Genomic DNA, 14,172 nt, shown 5'->3' with positions numbered 1-14,172 from the left:
TCAACGGCGCTGCCGGACCGCGCCGGCGGCGATTGCGGGATGCAGCAGAACCTCTGCAGCCAGATCATCGATCTCTCGTGACGAATCAAGCCGCAGGACAGGGGCCGTCTGCGTTTCCAGCCATTGCTCATGCGCTGCAAGACTGCGGCGTTCCGGACCGGCCGTGTCGTAACTTGCCGCCCATTCCATGAATTCCCCGCTTTTGATTTCCATGTCACCGCCAGGCCCGATCCTGTCTCCGTAGCGGGCAATCTCCCGCGCGCGAATCCGGGCCATCCGCAGCTCCGGCTCGACCCTGAGAAACACCATCAGATCATAGAACGGCTCGATCTGCCTCGCCCATTTCAGCGCCGATCCGGAGAGGACCCAGCCGTCATGCCGTGCCGCTTCTGCAAGCAGCAGCCGAATGCGTTCGTCGGCGTCACGCGGCGTCGTGAATGGCGGGTCGGTCGGCAGCCAGAAGAAATCGTCAGTATCGAGATGGGCGATATCGAGCCGTTCGGCAAGCGTATGACCGAGCGAAGTCGTGCCGGAACCGGATGCACCCATGATATGAATATGCACCATGATTGTCCCTCCGAAAGCTGCTCTCAACGCGACAATGGCATAACCGGGACATGTGACGTCAATCTGACGCCGCGCTGAGCATACGGCTATCGGAGAGCCGGAATTCCAGCATCAGATTGCGCTGCAGGATCGAATGGTTGTCGTCCGACACCATGATCATATGGATCGTGCCGTCGGCGGCCTGAAACACGTCAAGCCCTTCCATATTGTCGATCTGCGAGTTGAAATTGCCTTCGAGGAGCAATTCGCCATCAACGACGGCCTGCGGCCGGATATCGGCGCCTTTGATGCGCCGAAGCCGCATGCCGATGCCTTCGGCCATGTTGAAGCGCCGCTCCAGGAGCAGCAGGTCGCCGTCCGGCAGGAAAGCACCGTCGGTGACGTCGAAGCTTCCATCGCGTTTGATCGAGAACAGCCCCTTAAGCGGGCCGCTGAGAATAGCCGCCATCCGATTGCCCTCGCTGTCGAGACCGCGCTCGGAGACGATGACCACGCCGCTCTTCAACGGACTGGAGGCGGGTGCCACGGCTATGGTTTCGATACCGCGATTGTCGCTCAGCATCTGGCGCGGGATGAGGATCGGCAGGGTAGCGGTCGCGCGCGATGCGGCAAAGCCGGGATTGGGATAAACGTCGACGCGATGATTTTGCTCGAAAGAGACCAATATCCGGTCGCCGTCGAGCGCCACGCCCTCGGCATCCATATAGCCCTTGCCCTCGAGGCTGCGGCCGGCGCGGTTCTTCATCGGGGTGATCTCGACCTGAGAAAGGCCTGAAAGCCTGCCCCTCGCATCGCGCTCGATGCTGCCGGTCAGCCACTGGCCGGTATCGAGCACGACGATGAAGTGTTTCTGGTCCTGCCGGAAACGGATGGAGGAAAGCGAGCCGAACAACGCTCGGCTGGAAACCATCTCCAGCCCGCCGAGAAATTCCAGCGAGCCGAACGTCGTCTCCGACGATCCGATCCTGAAATCGGTAATTTGCCGGCTAATTATGGGTGTCTCGTCGCCGGCCATAGCCGCGGAAGCTCCCCCTGCCAGGCAGAGCGAGATCGATGCCGCGCGGCACAGGCGCTTGACCATCATTCGATATGTTTCCTTCCCGCGTCAGCCGGCACGGCGTAACCGGCCGCCGCGAGGCTGGGCGGATTGATCTTCGAAGAGCGAGGCGAGCTGTTCGGTCATCGCGCCTGCAAGCTCGTCCGCATCGACGATCGTCACGGCGCGGCGATAGTAGCGCGTCACATCGTGACCGATGCCGATTGCCAGCAGTTCGACGGGCGAGCGCGTCTCGATCTGGTCGATGACGGCTCGCAGATGCCGCTCGAGATAATTGCCCGGATTGACCGACAGCGTCGAATCGTCGACCGGCGCGCCGTCCGAGATCATCATCAGAATGCGGCGCTGTTCACGGCGGGCGAGCAGGCGGTTATGCGCCCAGATCAGCGCCTCGCCGTCGATGTTTTCCTTGAGCAGGCCTTCGCGCATCATCAGCCCGAGATTGGCGCGTGCCCGCCGCCACGGCGCGTCGGCCGATTTGTAGACAATGTGGCGAAGGTCGTTGAGACGACCCGGCGTCTGCGGCTTGCCCCCGGCAAGCCAGGTTTCACGCGCCTGCCCGCCCTTCCAGGCTTTCGTGGTGAAGCCGAGAATCTCGACCTTGACGCCGCAGCGCTCCAGCGTGCGGGCGAGAATGTCGGCGCAGGTAGCGGCTACCGTGATCGGCCTGCCGCGCATGGAGCCGGAATTGTCGATGAGCAGGGTGACGACGGTATCGCGGAACTGCGTGTCCCGCTCCATCTTGAAGGAGAGCGGCTGCATCGGGTCGATGATGATGCGCTGTAGCCGCGCCGTATCAAGATAGCCCTCCTCCAGATCGAAATCCCAGGAGCGGTTCTGCTGTGCCATCAGGCGGCGCTGCAGCCGGTTGGCCAAGCGCCCGACCGCGCCCTGCAGATGCGCCAGTTGCTTGTCGAGAAAGGCGCGCAGGCGCTCCAGCTCGGCGGCGTCGCAGAGTTCCTCAGCGGTGATGATCTCGTCGAACTCTTCGGTATAGACGTGATAATCGACCTTTTCGTTGAAATCGGCAAACGGCGTATTCGGGCGGCGGGTCTCGCCAGGCGTTTCCGAATCGTCCTCGCCCTCTTCCATCATGTCGTCGTCGGAGATTTCGGCGCCTTCAGTCTCGCCGTCCTCCATCTGCTCGTCGGAAACCTCGCTGTCCTCGACCGGGGCGGCATCGGTGCCGGCATCCTCGTCGACCTCGTCCTGGTCCTGCTCCTCGCCGCTCGGCTGGTCTTCCTGCTCCGACTGATCGTCATTGTCAGCTTCGCTGTCGTCGTCGCCATACTCCTCGGCCATTTCCATCGCCGACAGCATGTTGCGGACGACCTTGGCGAAGGCCTGCTGGTCGTTTATCGCACCCGACAGGTTACCGAGTTCAGCCCCCGCCTTGTCTTCGATGAAACCGCGCCAGAGATCGAGCACCTTGCCGGCGGAAGCAGGCGGACGCTGGCCAGTCAGCTTCTCGCGCACCATCATGGCGACGGCTTCGCCGATCGGCGCGTCTTCCTGGCGCTCGATGCCGGTGAAATTCGCCTTGGCATATTTCTCTTCCGTCATGGAACGCAGGTTCGCCGCCACGCCCTCCATGCGCAGCGTCCCGATCGATTCGACACGCGCCTGCTCGACCGCATCGAAGATCGCTCGGGCGTCGGAGCCCTGCGGCGCCATCGTCGTATGCATCTTCTCGTCATGGCAGGCGAGGCGCAATGCCATGGAATCGCCTAGCCCGCGGGTGACCGCCAGCTCATGCGCCGTCGGCCGCTTGGAAAGCTCCGGCAGCCGGATGCGCTCGCCGGTCATACCAGGCCGTTCGTTGGCGAAGGTCACCTCGACATCGCCGTCGCCGGCGATCGAGCGGACGCAGCCGGATATCGCCCGGCGCAACGGCTCGACGTCGACGGGCGCACCGGGCTTTGCTTTCGAATTGTCACCGCGAGCTGCCATGATCGGTCGGGCCTCAGGCTCCGAGGACGATGTTGGCAGCACTTTCCTTCAGCTCCACGCCGAAGGCGCGCTGATAGTGCTCGGCGACCAGCGGGCGCTCCAGCTCGTCGCACTTATTGAGGAAGGTGACGCGGAAGGCAAAGGCTAGATCGCCGAAGATTTCGGCATTCTCGGCCCAAGTGATGACCGTGCGCGGGCTCATGACGGTCGAAAGGTCGCCGTTCATGAAGGCGGCGCGCGTCAGATCGGCAACGCGAACCATCTTCGAGACGATCTCACGCCCTTCCCTGTCCTTGCCGAAGCTCTTCACCTTGGCGGCGACGATATTCACTTCGTGATCATGCGGCAGGTAGTTCAGCGTCGTGACGATCGACCAGCGGTCCATCTGCGCTTGGTTGATCTGCTGCGTGCCGTGATAAAGGCCGGTGGTGTCGCCGAGGCCGATCGTATTGGCGGTCGCAAACAGGCGGAAAGCCGGATGCGGCCGGATGACGCGGCTCTGGTCGAGCAGTGTCAGGCGGCCTGACGATTCCAGGACGCGCTGAATGACGAACATCACGTCGGGACGGCCGGCATCATATTCGTCGAAGACGAGCGCGACATTGTGCTGATAGGCCCAAGGCAGGATGCCGTCCTTGAACTCGGTGACCTGCAGCCCGTCCTTGACGACGATCGCGTCTTTGCCGACGAGATCGATACGGCTGACATGGCTGTCGAGGTTGATGCGCACGCAGGGCCAGTTGATGCGCGCCGCCACCTGCTCGATATGCGAGGATTTGCCCGTGCCGTGATAGCCGGAGATCATCACGCGGCGGTTATGCGCGAAGCCTGCGAGAATGGCGAGCGTCGTCTCGCGGTCGAACAGGTAGTCGGGATCGAGATCCGGCACATAGGCGTCACCCTTGCTGTAGGCAGGAACGCGGATGTCGGAATCGATGCCGAAGGTCTCGCGGACCGAAACGGTAGTATCGGGCAGTTCTGAAATATCGAGGTCGATCTTGCTCATCATGTCTCCAAGGCGGGTGAAGCCACCCGGCCAAACTGTCTCAGGCCATGTCGCAACCGTGACGCCGCGATTTTATTCCGCGCCCGTCCAGGTCGGAACGTCGGCGATACTTCTCCGGGACTGAAACGAAACCTCGGCGGGATGATGACCGCGTGCGAGCATTCTTGAAAGAGTCCCGGACAAGAAACGCCGCGTCCGGAAGGTCGGCCGAGGCGATGTCGGGAAAACACGCAGATAGGAGCCGCGTTTGCCTGCGGCCTCAGCCGATTTGGACCATACCCGATTGAAGCCCAAGAGCAAGGACGGGAATTAACAAAAACCGTTCTGCTTCAACAATTGATACGCCTGGATGACGGCGCGGAAACGCTCTTCCGAGCCGCGGTCGCCGCCATTGGCATCCGGATGGTGCTTCTTGACCAGCTCCTTGTAGCGGCTCTTGATCTCCGCCGAGGTCGCGTTGGCGTGGAGACCCATTGTGTCGAAAGCTTTGCTTTCGAGCGATTTCAGCTTGCGCGCCTGGGGAAAGCGCGGCCCGCTGCCCTTGCCGCCTTCCTTGACGAAGCCGAAGGGATCGCGAACGCGCGAGTAGGCGCCGGAGCGCACCTCGGAATGCAGCGGGCTGTCCTTGGCCGACTTATTGACGCCGACGGTCCATGTCGGTCGATGGCCGGTGATCGCCTCTTTCTGGTAGCGCGCGATCTCGCCGTCCGAAAGGCCTGAGAAATAATTATAGCCCTTATTGTATTCCTTGACGTGCTCGAAGCAGAACAAAAAGAACTGGCCTTCCGCATTGCGCCCCACCGGAGCGCGATGCGCACCTTTCTTATCGCAGCCGTCCCATTGACAGGTAGGCGGCGCCTGCTCCGTCTCCTGCTCGCGTTTGCGGCGTGTGCGGATGCGATCGAAGTATTTTGAATCAAGTCTCATGGCGGCGCTAATTATGGGGCTGTCGCGAGGCGACAACAAGAATTGACAAATGGGAATGTTGCTGGCTTGGTGGGAACCCTTTTCGCGAAGCAGCAAGACCGGATGATGACCCTGCGGACCCGCATCGAAGAAAAACTTATCGAAGCCTTCGCGCCCGAACGCTTGAGCGTCATCGACGAAAGCCATCTGCATGCCGGCCACCAACCTGACATCACGGGCACCGGCGAAACCCACATGCGGGTGAGGATCGTTTCGACTAAATTTGCCGGCCTCTCCCGCCTGGCGCGCCACCGGGCGATCACCGATCTGTTGAAACCGGAGCTCGATGCCGGCCTGCACGCGCTGGCCGTCGAACCGGCGGCACCTGGTGAACCCACCCGCTGGTAGCGGCACAGCAGCCTATATGGGTATAAGGCGCAGGCAATCCAACCGGATCACACCGGTTTTGTGTCGTCTTCCTGCGCGGGGCGGATGCGCAGCTTGGTGATGCGGTTTTTCTCCCGCTTCATCACGACGAAACGTTTGCCGTAGAAGGTGAAGGCCTGACGCTCTTCCGGGATGGTCATCGATTCATGGATGACGAGGCCGGCGATGGTCGTCGCCTCCTCGTCGGGCAGGTTCCAGTCGAGCGCGCGGTTGAGATCGCGGATCGGCACGCTGCCATCGACGACGACAGAGCCGTCCGCTTCCTGACGCACGCCCTGCATCTCGATATCGTGCTCGTCGGAAATGTCGCCCACGATTTCCTCGAGAATATCCTCCAGCGTGACGATGCCCTGCACCTCGCCATATTCGTCGACAACGACGGCGAAATGCTGCTTGCGGCGCAGAAAAGCGTTGAGCTGGTCCTCAAGATTGGTGCTGTCTGGCACGAACCACGGCTTCTGCGCAATCTTCACGATATCGAGATTCTGCGGCTCCATGTTCGGCTCGGCCAGGGCCCGCAGAAGATCCTTGGCGTGGACGACGCCGATGATGTTGTCGATCGTGCCGCGCCACAACGGCATGCGCGTATAGGGACTTTCAAGAATAGCGCGCACCACCGCTTCCGGCGGATCGTCGGCATTGATCGCCCGCATCTTGGTGCGGTGGACCATGATGTCTGATAGCTCCAGCTGGTTGAGGTCGAGCACGCCGCCGAGGCGATCGCGGTCGGCCTTCACCACCGATCCCTCGCGGTGCAGCAGATCGACGGCGCCGCGCAGCTCCTCATGCGCCGTCAGCATCGAAACTTCCCGCGAAAGATTGATGCCGAACAGCGCCAGGATCTGTCGCACAACCGCATTGACGAAGGAGGACACCGGGCCGACGATAGCGACGAACAGTCTGGTGGGAAATGCGACCGCCAGCGCGAAGCGTTCCGGCGCCGAGATCGCCCAGCTCTTCGGCAGCACCTCCGCGAAGATGACGAGGATGATGGTCATGGCGAGCGTCGCCAGCGCCACACCCGAACTGCCGAACAGCCCGAGAAAAAGGCTGGTGGCGATCGAGGAAGAGAGGATGTTGGCAAGATTGTTGCCGATCAGCAGCGTACCGATCAGCCGGTCGCGCCGTTCGATCAACTGCCTGACGAGGCCGGCGCGTTCATCGCCGTTGACCTCAAGCGTATGAATGCGGCTGCGCGAAACGGCGGTGAGCGCCGTCTCGGTGCCGGAGAAGAAGGCGGACGTCAGCACGAGCGCCGTGATCGAAAGGATCTCCGGCCAGTATGTCGCAAGAAACGCCAAAGCGCCTTCGATCGTCGTCAAGGATGTTTTTCCCGGAGAAAACTGAGCACTTCGGATGCCGGAACATCGTCGGCGACGAAGGACTGACCGATGCCGCGCGTCAGGATGAAGGTGAGCTTGCCGCTCTTGACCTTTTTGTCCTGCGCGATCGCATCCATCAGCGATTCAGCCGGCGGCAGCTCGCCCATGATATCCGCCATGCGGGTCGGCAGGCCGACTTCCTTCAGATGCCGCTCGACGCGCTGCGCATCGTCTGGGCTCGCAAGGTTCATTCGTGCGGAAAATTCATACGCCAGCACCATGCCGATCGACACGCCCTCACCATGCACCAGCCGGCGGCTGTCATAAGCGGTCGCCGCTTCCAGCGCATGCCCGAACGTATGGCCGAGATTGAGCAGCGCCCGCTGGCCGGTTTCCCGCTCGTCGGCAACGACGACATCGGCTTTCGCCTGGCAGCTGGCAGCGATGGCCTCGATGCGGGCCGAGCCGCCCGTAAACACCGACTTCCAGTTCGCTTCCAGCCAGGCAAAGAAATCCGGCTTGTCAATCAGCCCATACTTTGCGACCTCGGCGTAGCCTGCGCGGAATTCCCGCCCGCTCAGCGTATTCAGCACATCCGTATCGGCCAGGACCAGGTCCGGCTGATGGAAGACGCCGATCAGGTTCTTGCCGTGGCGGGAATTGATGCCGGTCTTGCCGCCGACGGAAGAATCGACCTGCGCCAGCAGCGAAGTCGGCACCTGCACGAAGCGCACGCCGCGGCGGACGATGCCGGCGGCAAAACCCGAGAGGTCACCGATGACGCCGCCGCCGAGCGCGATCACGCAGTCGTTGCGCTCGACCCTGGCTTCGAGCACCTTGTCGCAGACATCAATGAGATGTTCGAAGCTCTTCGTCTTTTCGCCGGGCGGCAGCACGACCTCGGCCGAGACGACACCTGCCGCATTGAGGCTCGCGACGACGGCCTCGAGATAGAGCGGAGCGACGTTTTCGTCGGTGATGATGGCCGCCTTGCGGCCTTTGAGACGCGAGGCGATCTCGGCGCCGGCCCGCGCAATCAGCCCTGGCCCGATCAGGATGTCATAGGCGCGCTCGCCGAGCGGCACATGCACCGTCTGGACTGATGAGGTGGAGCTTATCGCTTTCATGACGCTGCACTTTCTTTCTGTTCGACCACAGCCTTCAGCACCTCGTCCGCCATGATTTCCTTGCGCACATCACGCGAGAGTATAGTGAGGTCTGCCTGCGCATAGATTGGGTAACGCGCCTTCATCAGATTTTCGAGGGTCTGCTTGGGATTTTCGGTCTTGAGCAGCGGCCGCGTGTCACGCTTGTTGACCCGCTCCCAAAGCACGTCGAGATCAGCCTTCAGCCAGATCGAAAGCCCGCCCTTTTTTATATGCCTGCGGGTGCGGTCATTGATGAAGGCGCCGCCGCCGGTGGAGACGACGCGCGGTCCGCTCTTCAGGAGCCGCTTCATCACTCGCGTTTCCAGCGCCCGGAACTCTTCCTCGCCATAGGCTGCGAAAAGTTCGGCAATGGTCATGCGCGACACCCGCTCGATCTCATGATCGCTGTCGATGAAGGGAATGCCGAGTTGGCTGGCGACGATGCGCCCGACAGAGGATTTCCCGGCGCCCATCAGGCCGACGAGGATCAGATTGCGTGAACCGAGCGCAGCGCGAGCTCTGTCTTTCAGGCTGTCAGCAACGGTCAGCAGTGGTTCACTCATCGGTCCATTCACACTTTGTTTGCAAACCGTATCGACAAATGCAGGTAGAGCGTCAAGTCGCGGACAAGGGAATCATGGCTCGAATGGCGCTTCTTGCACTTGCGAATACGCTTCTTATAACAGAAGCACAGCATGAAGGAGTTGCCGGATGCCGACCCTGTTCCGTTTCCTGTTCTTCTGCGCGATCCTCGCCGGGACGGTTTACGGAGCGATGTTGGCGCTCGTGACCTTCGTCGAGCCCGAGCCGCGCGACGTGACGATTCGTCTTCCCTCCGAGCGGGTCAACCCGCCGGCGACGGGCACAATCAACACGACCGGTAAGTGAGTGAGATGATGGATCTAAGCCGCGTCCACGTGGAATCCTTTCTGGAAATGATGAGCGCCGAACGTGGCGCTGCCGCCAACACCCTGCAATCCTACCAGCGCGACCTCGACGATGTCAGCGCTTTCCTGAACGGCCGCAGCATAAGGTTGACCGAAGCCGGTTCCGCCGACCTGGCCGCCTATCTCGCCTCGCTCGCCCGCCAGGGCTTCAAGCCCTCCTCGCAAGCACGCCGGCTCGCCGCCATGCGGCAATTCTACAAGTTCCTCTATGCCGAGGGCCTGCGGACCGACGACCCCACAGGCGTTCTCGATGCGCCGAAGAAGGGACGTCCGCTGCCGAAGACAATGGGGGTTGAAGAGGTCGGCAGGCTGCTGTCGCAAGCGCAGGCCGAGGCCGACGACCCGGCCCCGGGCCAGTTGCAGCGCCTGCGCATGCTGGCGCTGCTGGAACTGCTCTATGCCACCGGCATGCGCGTCAGCGAACTCGTCTCGCTACCGGCCCGCGTACTTGACCAGGAGGGCCGTTTCCTGATGATCCGCGGCAAGGGCAACAAGGAGCGGCTGGTGCCGCTGTCGCACTCGGCGATCGCGGCACTGAAATCGTATGGGCGCCTGCTGGCGACCGAGACCGCCGCGGCGAAGGAGCCGCAGGAAAGCCCTTGGCTCTTTCCTGCCGCCTCCAAGGAGGGATACCTGCCGCGCCAGGTTTTCGCGCGCGACCTCAAGAACCTGGCGATCCGCGCCGGCCTGACGCCGTCGCTGATCTCGCCGCACGTCATGCGCCACGCCTTTGCCAGCCACCTGCTTGCAAACGGCGCCGATCTGCGCGTCGTGCAGGAACTCCTCGGCCATTCGGACATTTCGACCACACAGATCTATACGCATGTCCTCGAAGAGCGGCTGCAGCAGCTCGTCCAGATGCATCACCCCCTTGCCAAACAGGCGAAAAAGCACGAATAGGACCGGCGACAAGGGGCGGAGCCAGGAAAACGCCCCGGGCACAAGGAACGGAAACGCACCTCATGCACAATTATCTCGACTTCGAAAAGCCGATCTCCGACCTCGAAGGCAAGATCATCGAGCTGAAGAAGCTCGCAATGGAAGACGAGAGCATCGACACCACCGATGAGATCGGCAGGCTGGAGGTTCGCGTCCGCGAAGCGATCGTCGAAATCTATTCCAAGCTCAATGCCTGGCAGAAGACGCAGGTCGCCCGCCACCCGCAACGCCCGCATTTCGTGGATTACGCCAAGACGCTGTTTCAGGAATTCACCCCGCTTGCCGGCGACCGCAAGTTTTCCGAGGATGCCGCGATCCAGGCGGGCCTTGCCCGCTTCCGCGGCCAGCCCGTCGCCGTCATCGGCCAGGAAAAGGGCAACGACACCAAGACTCGCCTGAAGCATAATTTCGGCAGCCCCCGGCCGGAAGGCTACCGCAAGGCGATCCGCATCCTTGAAATGGCTGACCGTTTCGGCCTGCCTGTCATTTCGCTGGTGGATACGGCCGGCGCCTATCCCGGCGTCGGCGCCGAGGAGCGCGGCCAGGCCGAGGCGATTGCCCGCTCGACGGAAATGTGTCTCGGCGTCAAGGTTCCCCTCGTTTCCGTCGTCATCGGCGAGGGCGGCTCGGGCGGCGCGATCGCGATTGCCACCGGCAACAGGGTCTACATGCTCGAGCATTCGATCTACAGCGTCATTTCCCCGGAAGGGGCAGCCTCCATCCTCTGGCGCGATTCGACCCGCGCCCGGGAAGCGGCGACCAACATGAAGATCACCGCCGAAGACCTGAAATCGCTCGGCGTCATCGACGGCATCATTTCCGAGCCGCTCGGCGGCGCCCATCGCGATCCCGACAGCGTGATCGCCGCAACCGGCGACGTGATCGCCAATGCGCTCGGCGAAATGGCATCGCGTTCCGGCGAACAGCTGCGCAATGAGCGGCGTCAGAAATTCCTCAATATGGGCCGCAACCTCTAAGGCAAGTTGCGCTTTTCAGCGATTGGGGCCAAATCTTGGCCACATTGATATTATCTGTAACATTCGCGCTTGCGGGGATGTTCGAGGCACGTCATAGGCTGGTAAGGTTTTATAAAGTATAAGCCGCCTATGATTCCTTCCAATGCCCGAACTCCATAGGCGGACCGGGTCGCACTATCTTTATGGGCTAGTTTGGATGCGCATACGTCATTTTGCCTATGTTTCCGTCATGGCGCTGGCTCTCGCCGGCTGCAACGATACGCTGGAAGTGGCGCAGGTCGATCTTTCCAAGGTCAAGAACAAGGTCGAACAGCCGCTCCCTCCCCATATCCTGAACGCCATGGCCGCTAAGGGCATGGACCGCAATTCGCCCATCATGATCCGCATCTTCAAGGAAGAAGGTGCAATGGAGATCTGGAAAGCGAAGACCGACAACCGTTTTGACAAGATCGCCGATTACAAGATCTGCGCCTGGTCCGGCCGCCTCGGTCCGAAGGTCAAGACCGGCGACCGGCAGGCGCCGGAAGGCTTCTACGAGCTGACCCGGGCCAACCTGAACCCGAATTCCAAATATTATCTGGCGATCAACACCGGCTTCCCGAACCGCTACGACGCAGTGAACGGCCGCACCGGTTCCGATCTGATGATCCACGGCGCCTGCTCGTCATCCGGCTGCTATTCGATGACCGACCAGCAGGTGCTGGAGATCTATGCCTTCGCCCGTGACGCCTTCAAGGGCGGCCAGTCGACCGTGCAACTGCAGGCCTTCCCGTTCCGCATGACGGCGGAAAACATGGTCAAGCATCGCCTCGACCCGAACTATGACTTCTGGAAGATGCTGAAGGTCGGCTACGACAATTTCGAAGTGACGAAGCGCCCGCCCGAGGTCAACGTCTGCGAGAAGAAATACGTCTTCAACCAGCAGGCAACCGATGGTGGCGCCTTCAACGCCGCCGGCAAATGCCCTGCCATGTCGACGCCGCCGGCGCTGACGGCAGCCCTTGCCTCCTACGGCAAGACCTATGACGCCGACTATGCCAAGGCGATGAGCAAATATGACGGCATGGCCTGGTACGACCCGTCCGAAGCCGAGCGCAAGGCCGTGGTCGCCAAGCTGCGCAAGGGACGCGAACTTGCTTTCGCCCCGACCGGGACGTCGCTCGAAGCCGGCCGCATGGTCAAGATCGCCGAACTCGAAGACCTGATGGCCAAGCGCACGACTCAGAGCCTCACCGCCAACACCGCGGCCGGCGCGACACCGACACCGCCGACCCAGCCGCAGGCAACGACCATTGCCGCCGCGACGCCTGCGGTCGTGCCGGTGCCGATGCCGAACCCGCTCGCCTATACCGCGCCCGAGCCGCAGGAGACGGCAGACGCCGCGGCAAAGAAGCCGTTCTGGAAATTCTGGGCGCGGAACTGAACGGCTTGAACCCCGTTCTCTACGATCTCCGCGGCCTGAAATGCCCACTCCCCGTGATCAAGACACGCCGGAAGCTTGCCGCCATGGCACGCGGCACGCTCGTCCTCGTCGATACCAGCGATCCGATGGCGGTGATCGATATGCCGCATTTCTGCAATGAGGACGGTCACGAACTGGTCGCGACGGAAAAGACCGAAGACGGCCACTGCTTCCTGATCCGCAAGCGGTAGAACATGTCACTTGGCGTAGCAGCCTGAAAAATCGGACTCGATAAGAACGACGCGGCGCGCCTTTAGATGCGCAAACCCGGAATGGCGAGTGGATTGTCGGACAACGCCTGACGATCCGGTGTGTCGATCTGCGGCTTGCCGAGGAAGGCGTCGAAAAGATCCTTCACGAAAGCTTCGGGCAGATCCTTGGTGATCAGCACCATGCGCGTGCGCCGGTCTTGCGGATTCGGCCACGCCGGCAGCCGCACCGGCGGGTGAAAGATGCTCTGGACGCCCTGCAGCACCAGCGGCCGTTCCGGTCGGTCGGAGACGGATACGATCGCCTTCATCCGCAACAGCTTTTCGCCATGCGCCGAGCGCAGGAGATCGACAAACATTTCGAGCGCCATCGGATCGATTGGCTTTTCTTCGACGATGGAGAAAGACCGGATCGAGGCATCGTGACGATTGACGTCGTGCGGATCCTGCTGCGCATGATCATGATGGTGGTGGCCGTGGCCATCGCGATGATGGTGATGGCCATCGTGATCGTGGTCATGATCATGATGATGCGCCTCATGCGCATCCTCGTCCTGCAGCCAGCGCCCGACATCGGCGATCTTCGTTGCCGGGTCGTAGAGACCGTTCACCAGGAGCGCGGCGCTGCCGGCCTCGGCGCCGTCAGCATCCATCATCGCCGCGCGCGGATTGAGCGTCCGCAGGCGCTGTTCCAGCTCCGCCGTTGCGCCGGCCATCGACCTCTTCGAGACGATCAGCCGGTCTGCGACCGCAGCCTGCCTGCGCGCTTCTTCGTGATTGTCGAGCGTCTGCAGCCCATTGACCGCATCGACGACCGTCACGACGCCGTCGAGCTCGAAATTCGTGGCGATGACGGGATTGCCCATGATTGCCTGCATGACGGGCGCAGGATCGGCAAGACCGGTCGTTTCGATGACGACGCGCTTCACCGGCTTAACGCGGCCCGTCTGGACGGCGTCCATCAGGTTCGCCAGCGTATCCACAAGCTCGCCGCGCACCGTGCAGCAGAGGCAGCCGTCGGACAATTCGATGATCGAATCGCCGGAACTTTCGACCAGCAGATGGTCGATGCCGACATCGCCGAATTCATTGATGATCACAGCCGCATCCTTCATGTCAGGATCTTTGAGGATGCGGTTCAGCAGCGTCGATTTGCCGGCGCCGAGAAAGCCGGTCAGGATGGTGACCGGAATCCTGTCGTTAAACGCGCTCATATCTGCCTTACCTTAGAAGCC

At 61.9% G+C, this 14,172-nt stretch carries 15 protein-coding genes; 6 read left to right on the top strand and 9 right to left on the bottom strand.

Translation table 11 applies throughout. The features are described from left to right. The 5 genes from AC13QO_RS08510 to AC13QO_RS08490 all read right to left on the bottom strand — a co-directional run bounded on the left by AC13QO_RS08510 (position 1) and on the right by AC13QO_RS08490 (position 5,507). Positions 1-567 (bottom strand): ATP-binding protein, encoded by a 567-nt coding sequence (locus AC13QO_RS08510; protein ID WP_488540432.1) that lies wholly within the window; start codon positions 565-567, stop codon positions 1-3. A gap of 58 nt (positions 568-625) precedes the next feature. Next, positions 626-1,651, bottom strand: coding sequence for an esterase-like activity of phytase family protein (locus AC13QO_RS08505; protein ID WP_488540431.1), 1,026 nt, complete (start codon positions 1,649-1,651; stop codon positions 626-628). 21 nt (positions 1,652-1,672) lie between these two features. After that, a complete protein-coding gene (cobT, locus tag AC13QO_RS08500; RefSeq protein ID WP_488540430.1) occupies positions 1,673-3,574 on the bottom strand; it encodes a cobaltochelatase subunit CobT in 1,902 nt (633 codons plus the stop codon). 13 nt (positions 3,575-3,587) lie between these two features. Next, complete coding sequence (gene cobS / locus AC13QO_RS08495) at positions 3,588-4,580, bottom strand: cobaltochelatase subunit CobS (RefSeq protein ID WP_064805316.1); 993 nt, start codon at positions 4,578-4,580, stop codon at positions 3,588-3,590. A 309-nt stretch (positions 4,581-4,889) separates the two neighbouring features. Further along, positions 4,890-5,507: a J domain-containing protein gene (locus tag AC13QO_RS08490; protein WP_085779650.1), complete on the bottom strand. Its 618-nt coding sequence runs from the start codon at positions 5,505-5,507 to the stop codon at positions 4,890-4,892. Positions 5,508-5,609: 102 nt separating this feature from the next. Between AC13QO_RS08490 and AC13QO_RS08485 the strand changes: the two genes are divergently transcribed. After that, positions 5,610-5,894, top strand: a complete 285-nt coding sequence (locus tag AC13QO_RS08485; RefSeq protein ID WP_176536407.1) for a BolA family protein — start codon at positions 5,610-5,612, stop codon at positions 5,892-5,894. A 47-nt stretch (positions 5,895-5,941) separates the two neighbouring features. Here the strand turns inward: AC13QO_RS08485 and AC13QO_RS08480 are convergent, their stop codons facing one another. Genes AC13QO_RS08480 through AC13QO_RS08470 form a run of 3 tightly spaced genes read right to left on the bottom strand, consistent with a single transcriptional unit; the run spans position 5,942 to position 8,966 of the window. Then, positions 5,942-7,255 carry an HlyC/CorC family transporter gene (locus AC13QO_RS08480; RefSeq protein WP_488540429.1) on the bottom strand — a complete coding sequence of 438 codons (1,314 nt, stop codon included), beginning with the start codon at positions 7,253-7,255 and terminating at the stop codon, positions 5,942-5,944. Then, positions 7,252-8,382 (bottom strand): 3-dehydroquinate synthase, encoded by a 1,131-nt coding sequence (gene aroB / locus AC13QO_RS08475; RefSeq protein ID WP_488540428.1) that lies wholly within the window; start codon positions 8,380-8,382, stop codon positions 7,252-7,254. Before aroB ends, AC13QO_RS08480 begins: the two co-directional genes overlap by 4 nt. Further along, entirely contained in the window at positions 8,379-8,966 is a 588-nt protein-coding gene (locus AC13QO_RS08470; protein WP_085779653.1) for a shikimate kinase, read from the bottom strand. Before AC13QO_RS08470 ends, aroB begins: the two co-directional genes overlap by 4 nt. A 148-nt stretch (positions 8,967-9,114) precedes the next feature. Between AC13QO_RS08470 and AC13QO_RS08465 the strand changes: the two genes are divergently transcribed. The 5 genes from AC13QO_RS08465 to AC13QO_RS08445 all read left to right on the top strand — a co-directional run bounded on the left by AC13QO_RS08465 (position 9,115) and on the right by AC13QO_RS08445 (position 12,919). Then, positions 9,115-9,291: a hypothetical protein gene (locus tag AC13QO_RS08465; protein ID WP_157131434.1), complete on the top strand. Its 177-nt coding sequence runs from the start codon at positions 9,115-9,117 to the stop codon at positions 9,289-9,291. Between the two features lie 5 nt (positions 9,292-9,296). Next, positions 9,297-10,250 (top strand): site-specific tyrosine recombinase XerD, encoded by a 954-nt coding sequence (gene xerD, locus AC13QO_RS08460; protein WP_085779654.1) that lies wholly within the window; start codon positions 9,297-9,299, stop codon positions 10,248-10,250. A gap of 62 nt (positions 10,251-10,312) precedes the next feature. Then, complete coding sequence (locus AC13QO_RS08455) at positions 10,313-11,266, top strand: acetyl-CoA carboxylase carboxyltransferase subunit alpha (RefSeq protein WP_085779655.1); 954 nt, start codon at positions 10,313-10,315, stop codon at positions 11,264-11,266. 196 nt (positions 11,267-11,462) lie between these two features. Beyond that, positions 11,463-12,689 (top strand): L,D-transpeptidase family protein, encoded by a 1,227-nt coding sequence (locus tag AC13QO_RS08450; RefSeq protein ID WP_488540427.1) that lies wholly within the window; start codon positions 11,463-11,465, stop codon positions 12,687-12,689. A 5-nt stretch (positions 12,690-12,694) separates the two neighbouring features. After that, a complete protein-coding gene (locus AC13QO_RS08445; RefSeq protein WP_488540426.1) occupies positions 12,695-12,919 on the top strand; it encodes a sulfurtransferase TusA family protein in 225 nt (74 codons plus the stop codon). A 62-nt stretch (positions 12,920-12,981) separates the two neighbouring features. Here the strand turns inward: AC13QO_RS08445 and AC13QO_RS08440 are convergent, their stop codons facing one another. Then, a complete protein-coding gene (locus tag AC13QO_RS08440) occupies positions 12,982-14,151 on the bottom strand; it encodes a CobW family GTP-binding protein (RefSeq protein WP_488540425.1) in 1,170 nt (389 codons plus the stop codon). Between the last annotated feature and the right edge of the window lie 21 nt (positions 14,152-14,172).

Source organism: Rhizobium sp. CNPSo 3670 (genome assembly GCF_057784555.1).
Note: the sequence above shows the minus strand (reverse complement) of the source record. Positions and strands in the feature narration are given on the sequence as shown.

What these genes read in the sequence shown, in the direction of transcription:
- AC13QO_RS08485 (WP_176536407.1), top strand. Translation starts at nt 5,610, where the DNA reads ATGATGACCCTGCGGACCCGCATCGAAGAAAAACTTATCGAAGCCTTC.
- AC13QO_RS08510 (WP_488540432.1), bottom strand. Translation starts at nt 567, where the DNA reads ATGGTGCATATTCATATCATGGGTGCATCCGGTTCCGGCACGACTTCG.
- cobT (WP_488540430.1), bottom strand. Translation starts at nt 3,574, where the DNA reads ATGGCAGCTCGCGGTGACAATTCGAAAGCAAAGCCCGGTGCGCCCGTC.
- aroB (WP_488540428.1), bottom strand. Translation starts at nt 8,382, where the DNA reads ATGAAAGCGATAAGCTCCACCTCATCAGTCCAGACGGTGCATGTGCCG.
- AC13QO_RS08505 (WP_488540431.1), bottom strand. Translation starts at nt 1,651, where the DNA reads ATGATGGTCAAGCGCCTGTGCCGCGCGGCATCGATCTCGCTCTGCCTG.
- AC13QO_RS08440 (WP_488540425.1), bottom strand. Translation starts at nt 14,151, where the DNA reads ATGAGCGCGTTTAACGACAGGATTCCGGTCACCATCCTGACCGGCTTT.
- AC13QO_RS08465 (WP_157131434.1), top strand. Translation starts at nt 9,115, where the DNA reads ATGCCGACCCTGTTCCGTTTCCTGTTCTTCTGCGCGATCCTCGCCGGG.
- xerD (WP_085779654.1), top strand. Translation starts at nt 9,297, where the DNA reads ATGATGGATCTAAGCCGCGTCCACGTGGAATCCTTTCTGGAAATGATG.
- cobS (WP_064805316.1), bottom strand. Translation starts at nt 4,580, where the DNA reads ATGAGCAAGATCGACCTCGATATTTCAGAACTGCCCGATACTACCGTT.
- AC13QO_RS08455 (WP_085779655.1), top strand. Translation starts at nt 10,313, where the DNA reads ATGCACAATTATCTCGACTTCGAAAAGCCGATCTCCGACCTCGAAGGC.
- AC13QO_RS08470 (WP_085779653.1), bottom strand. Translation starts at nt 8,966, where the DNA reads ATGAGTGAACCACTGCTGACCGTTGCTGACAGCCTGAAAGACAGAGCT.
- AC13QO_RS08450 (WP_488540427.1), top strand. Translation starts at nt 11,463, where the DNA reads ATGCGCATACGTCATTTTGCCTATGTTTCCGTCATGGCGCTGGCTCTC.
- AC13QO_RS08490 (WP_085779650.1), bottom strand. Translation starts at nt 5,507, where the DNA reads ATGAGACTTGATTCAAAATACTTCGATCGCATCCGCACACGCCGCAAA.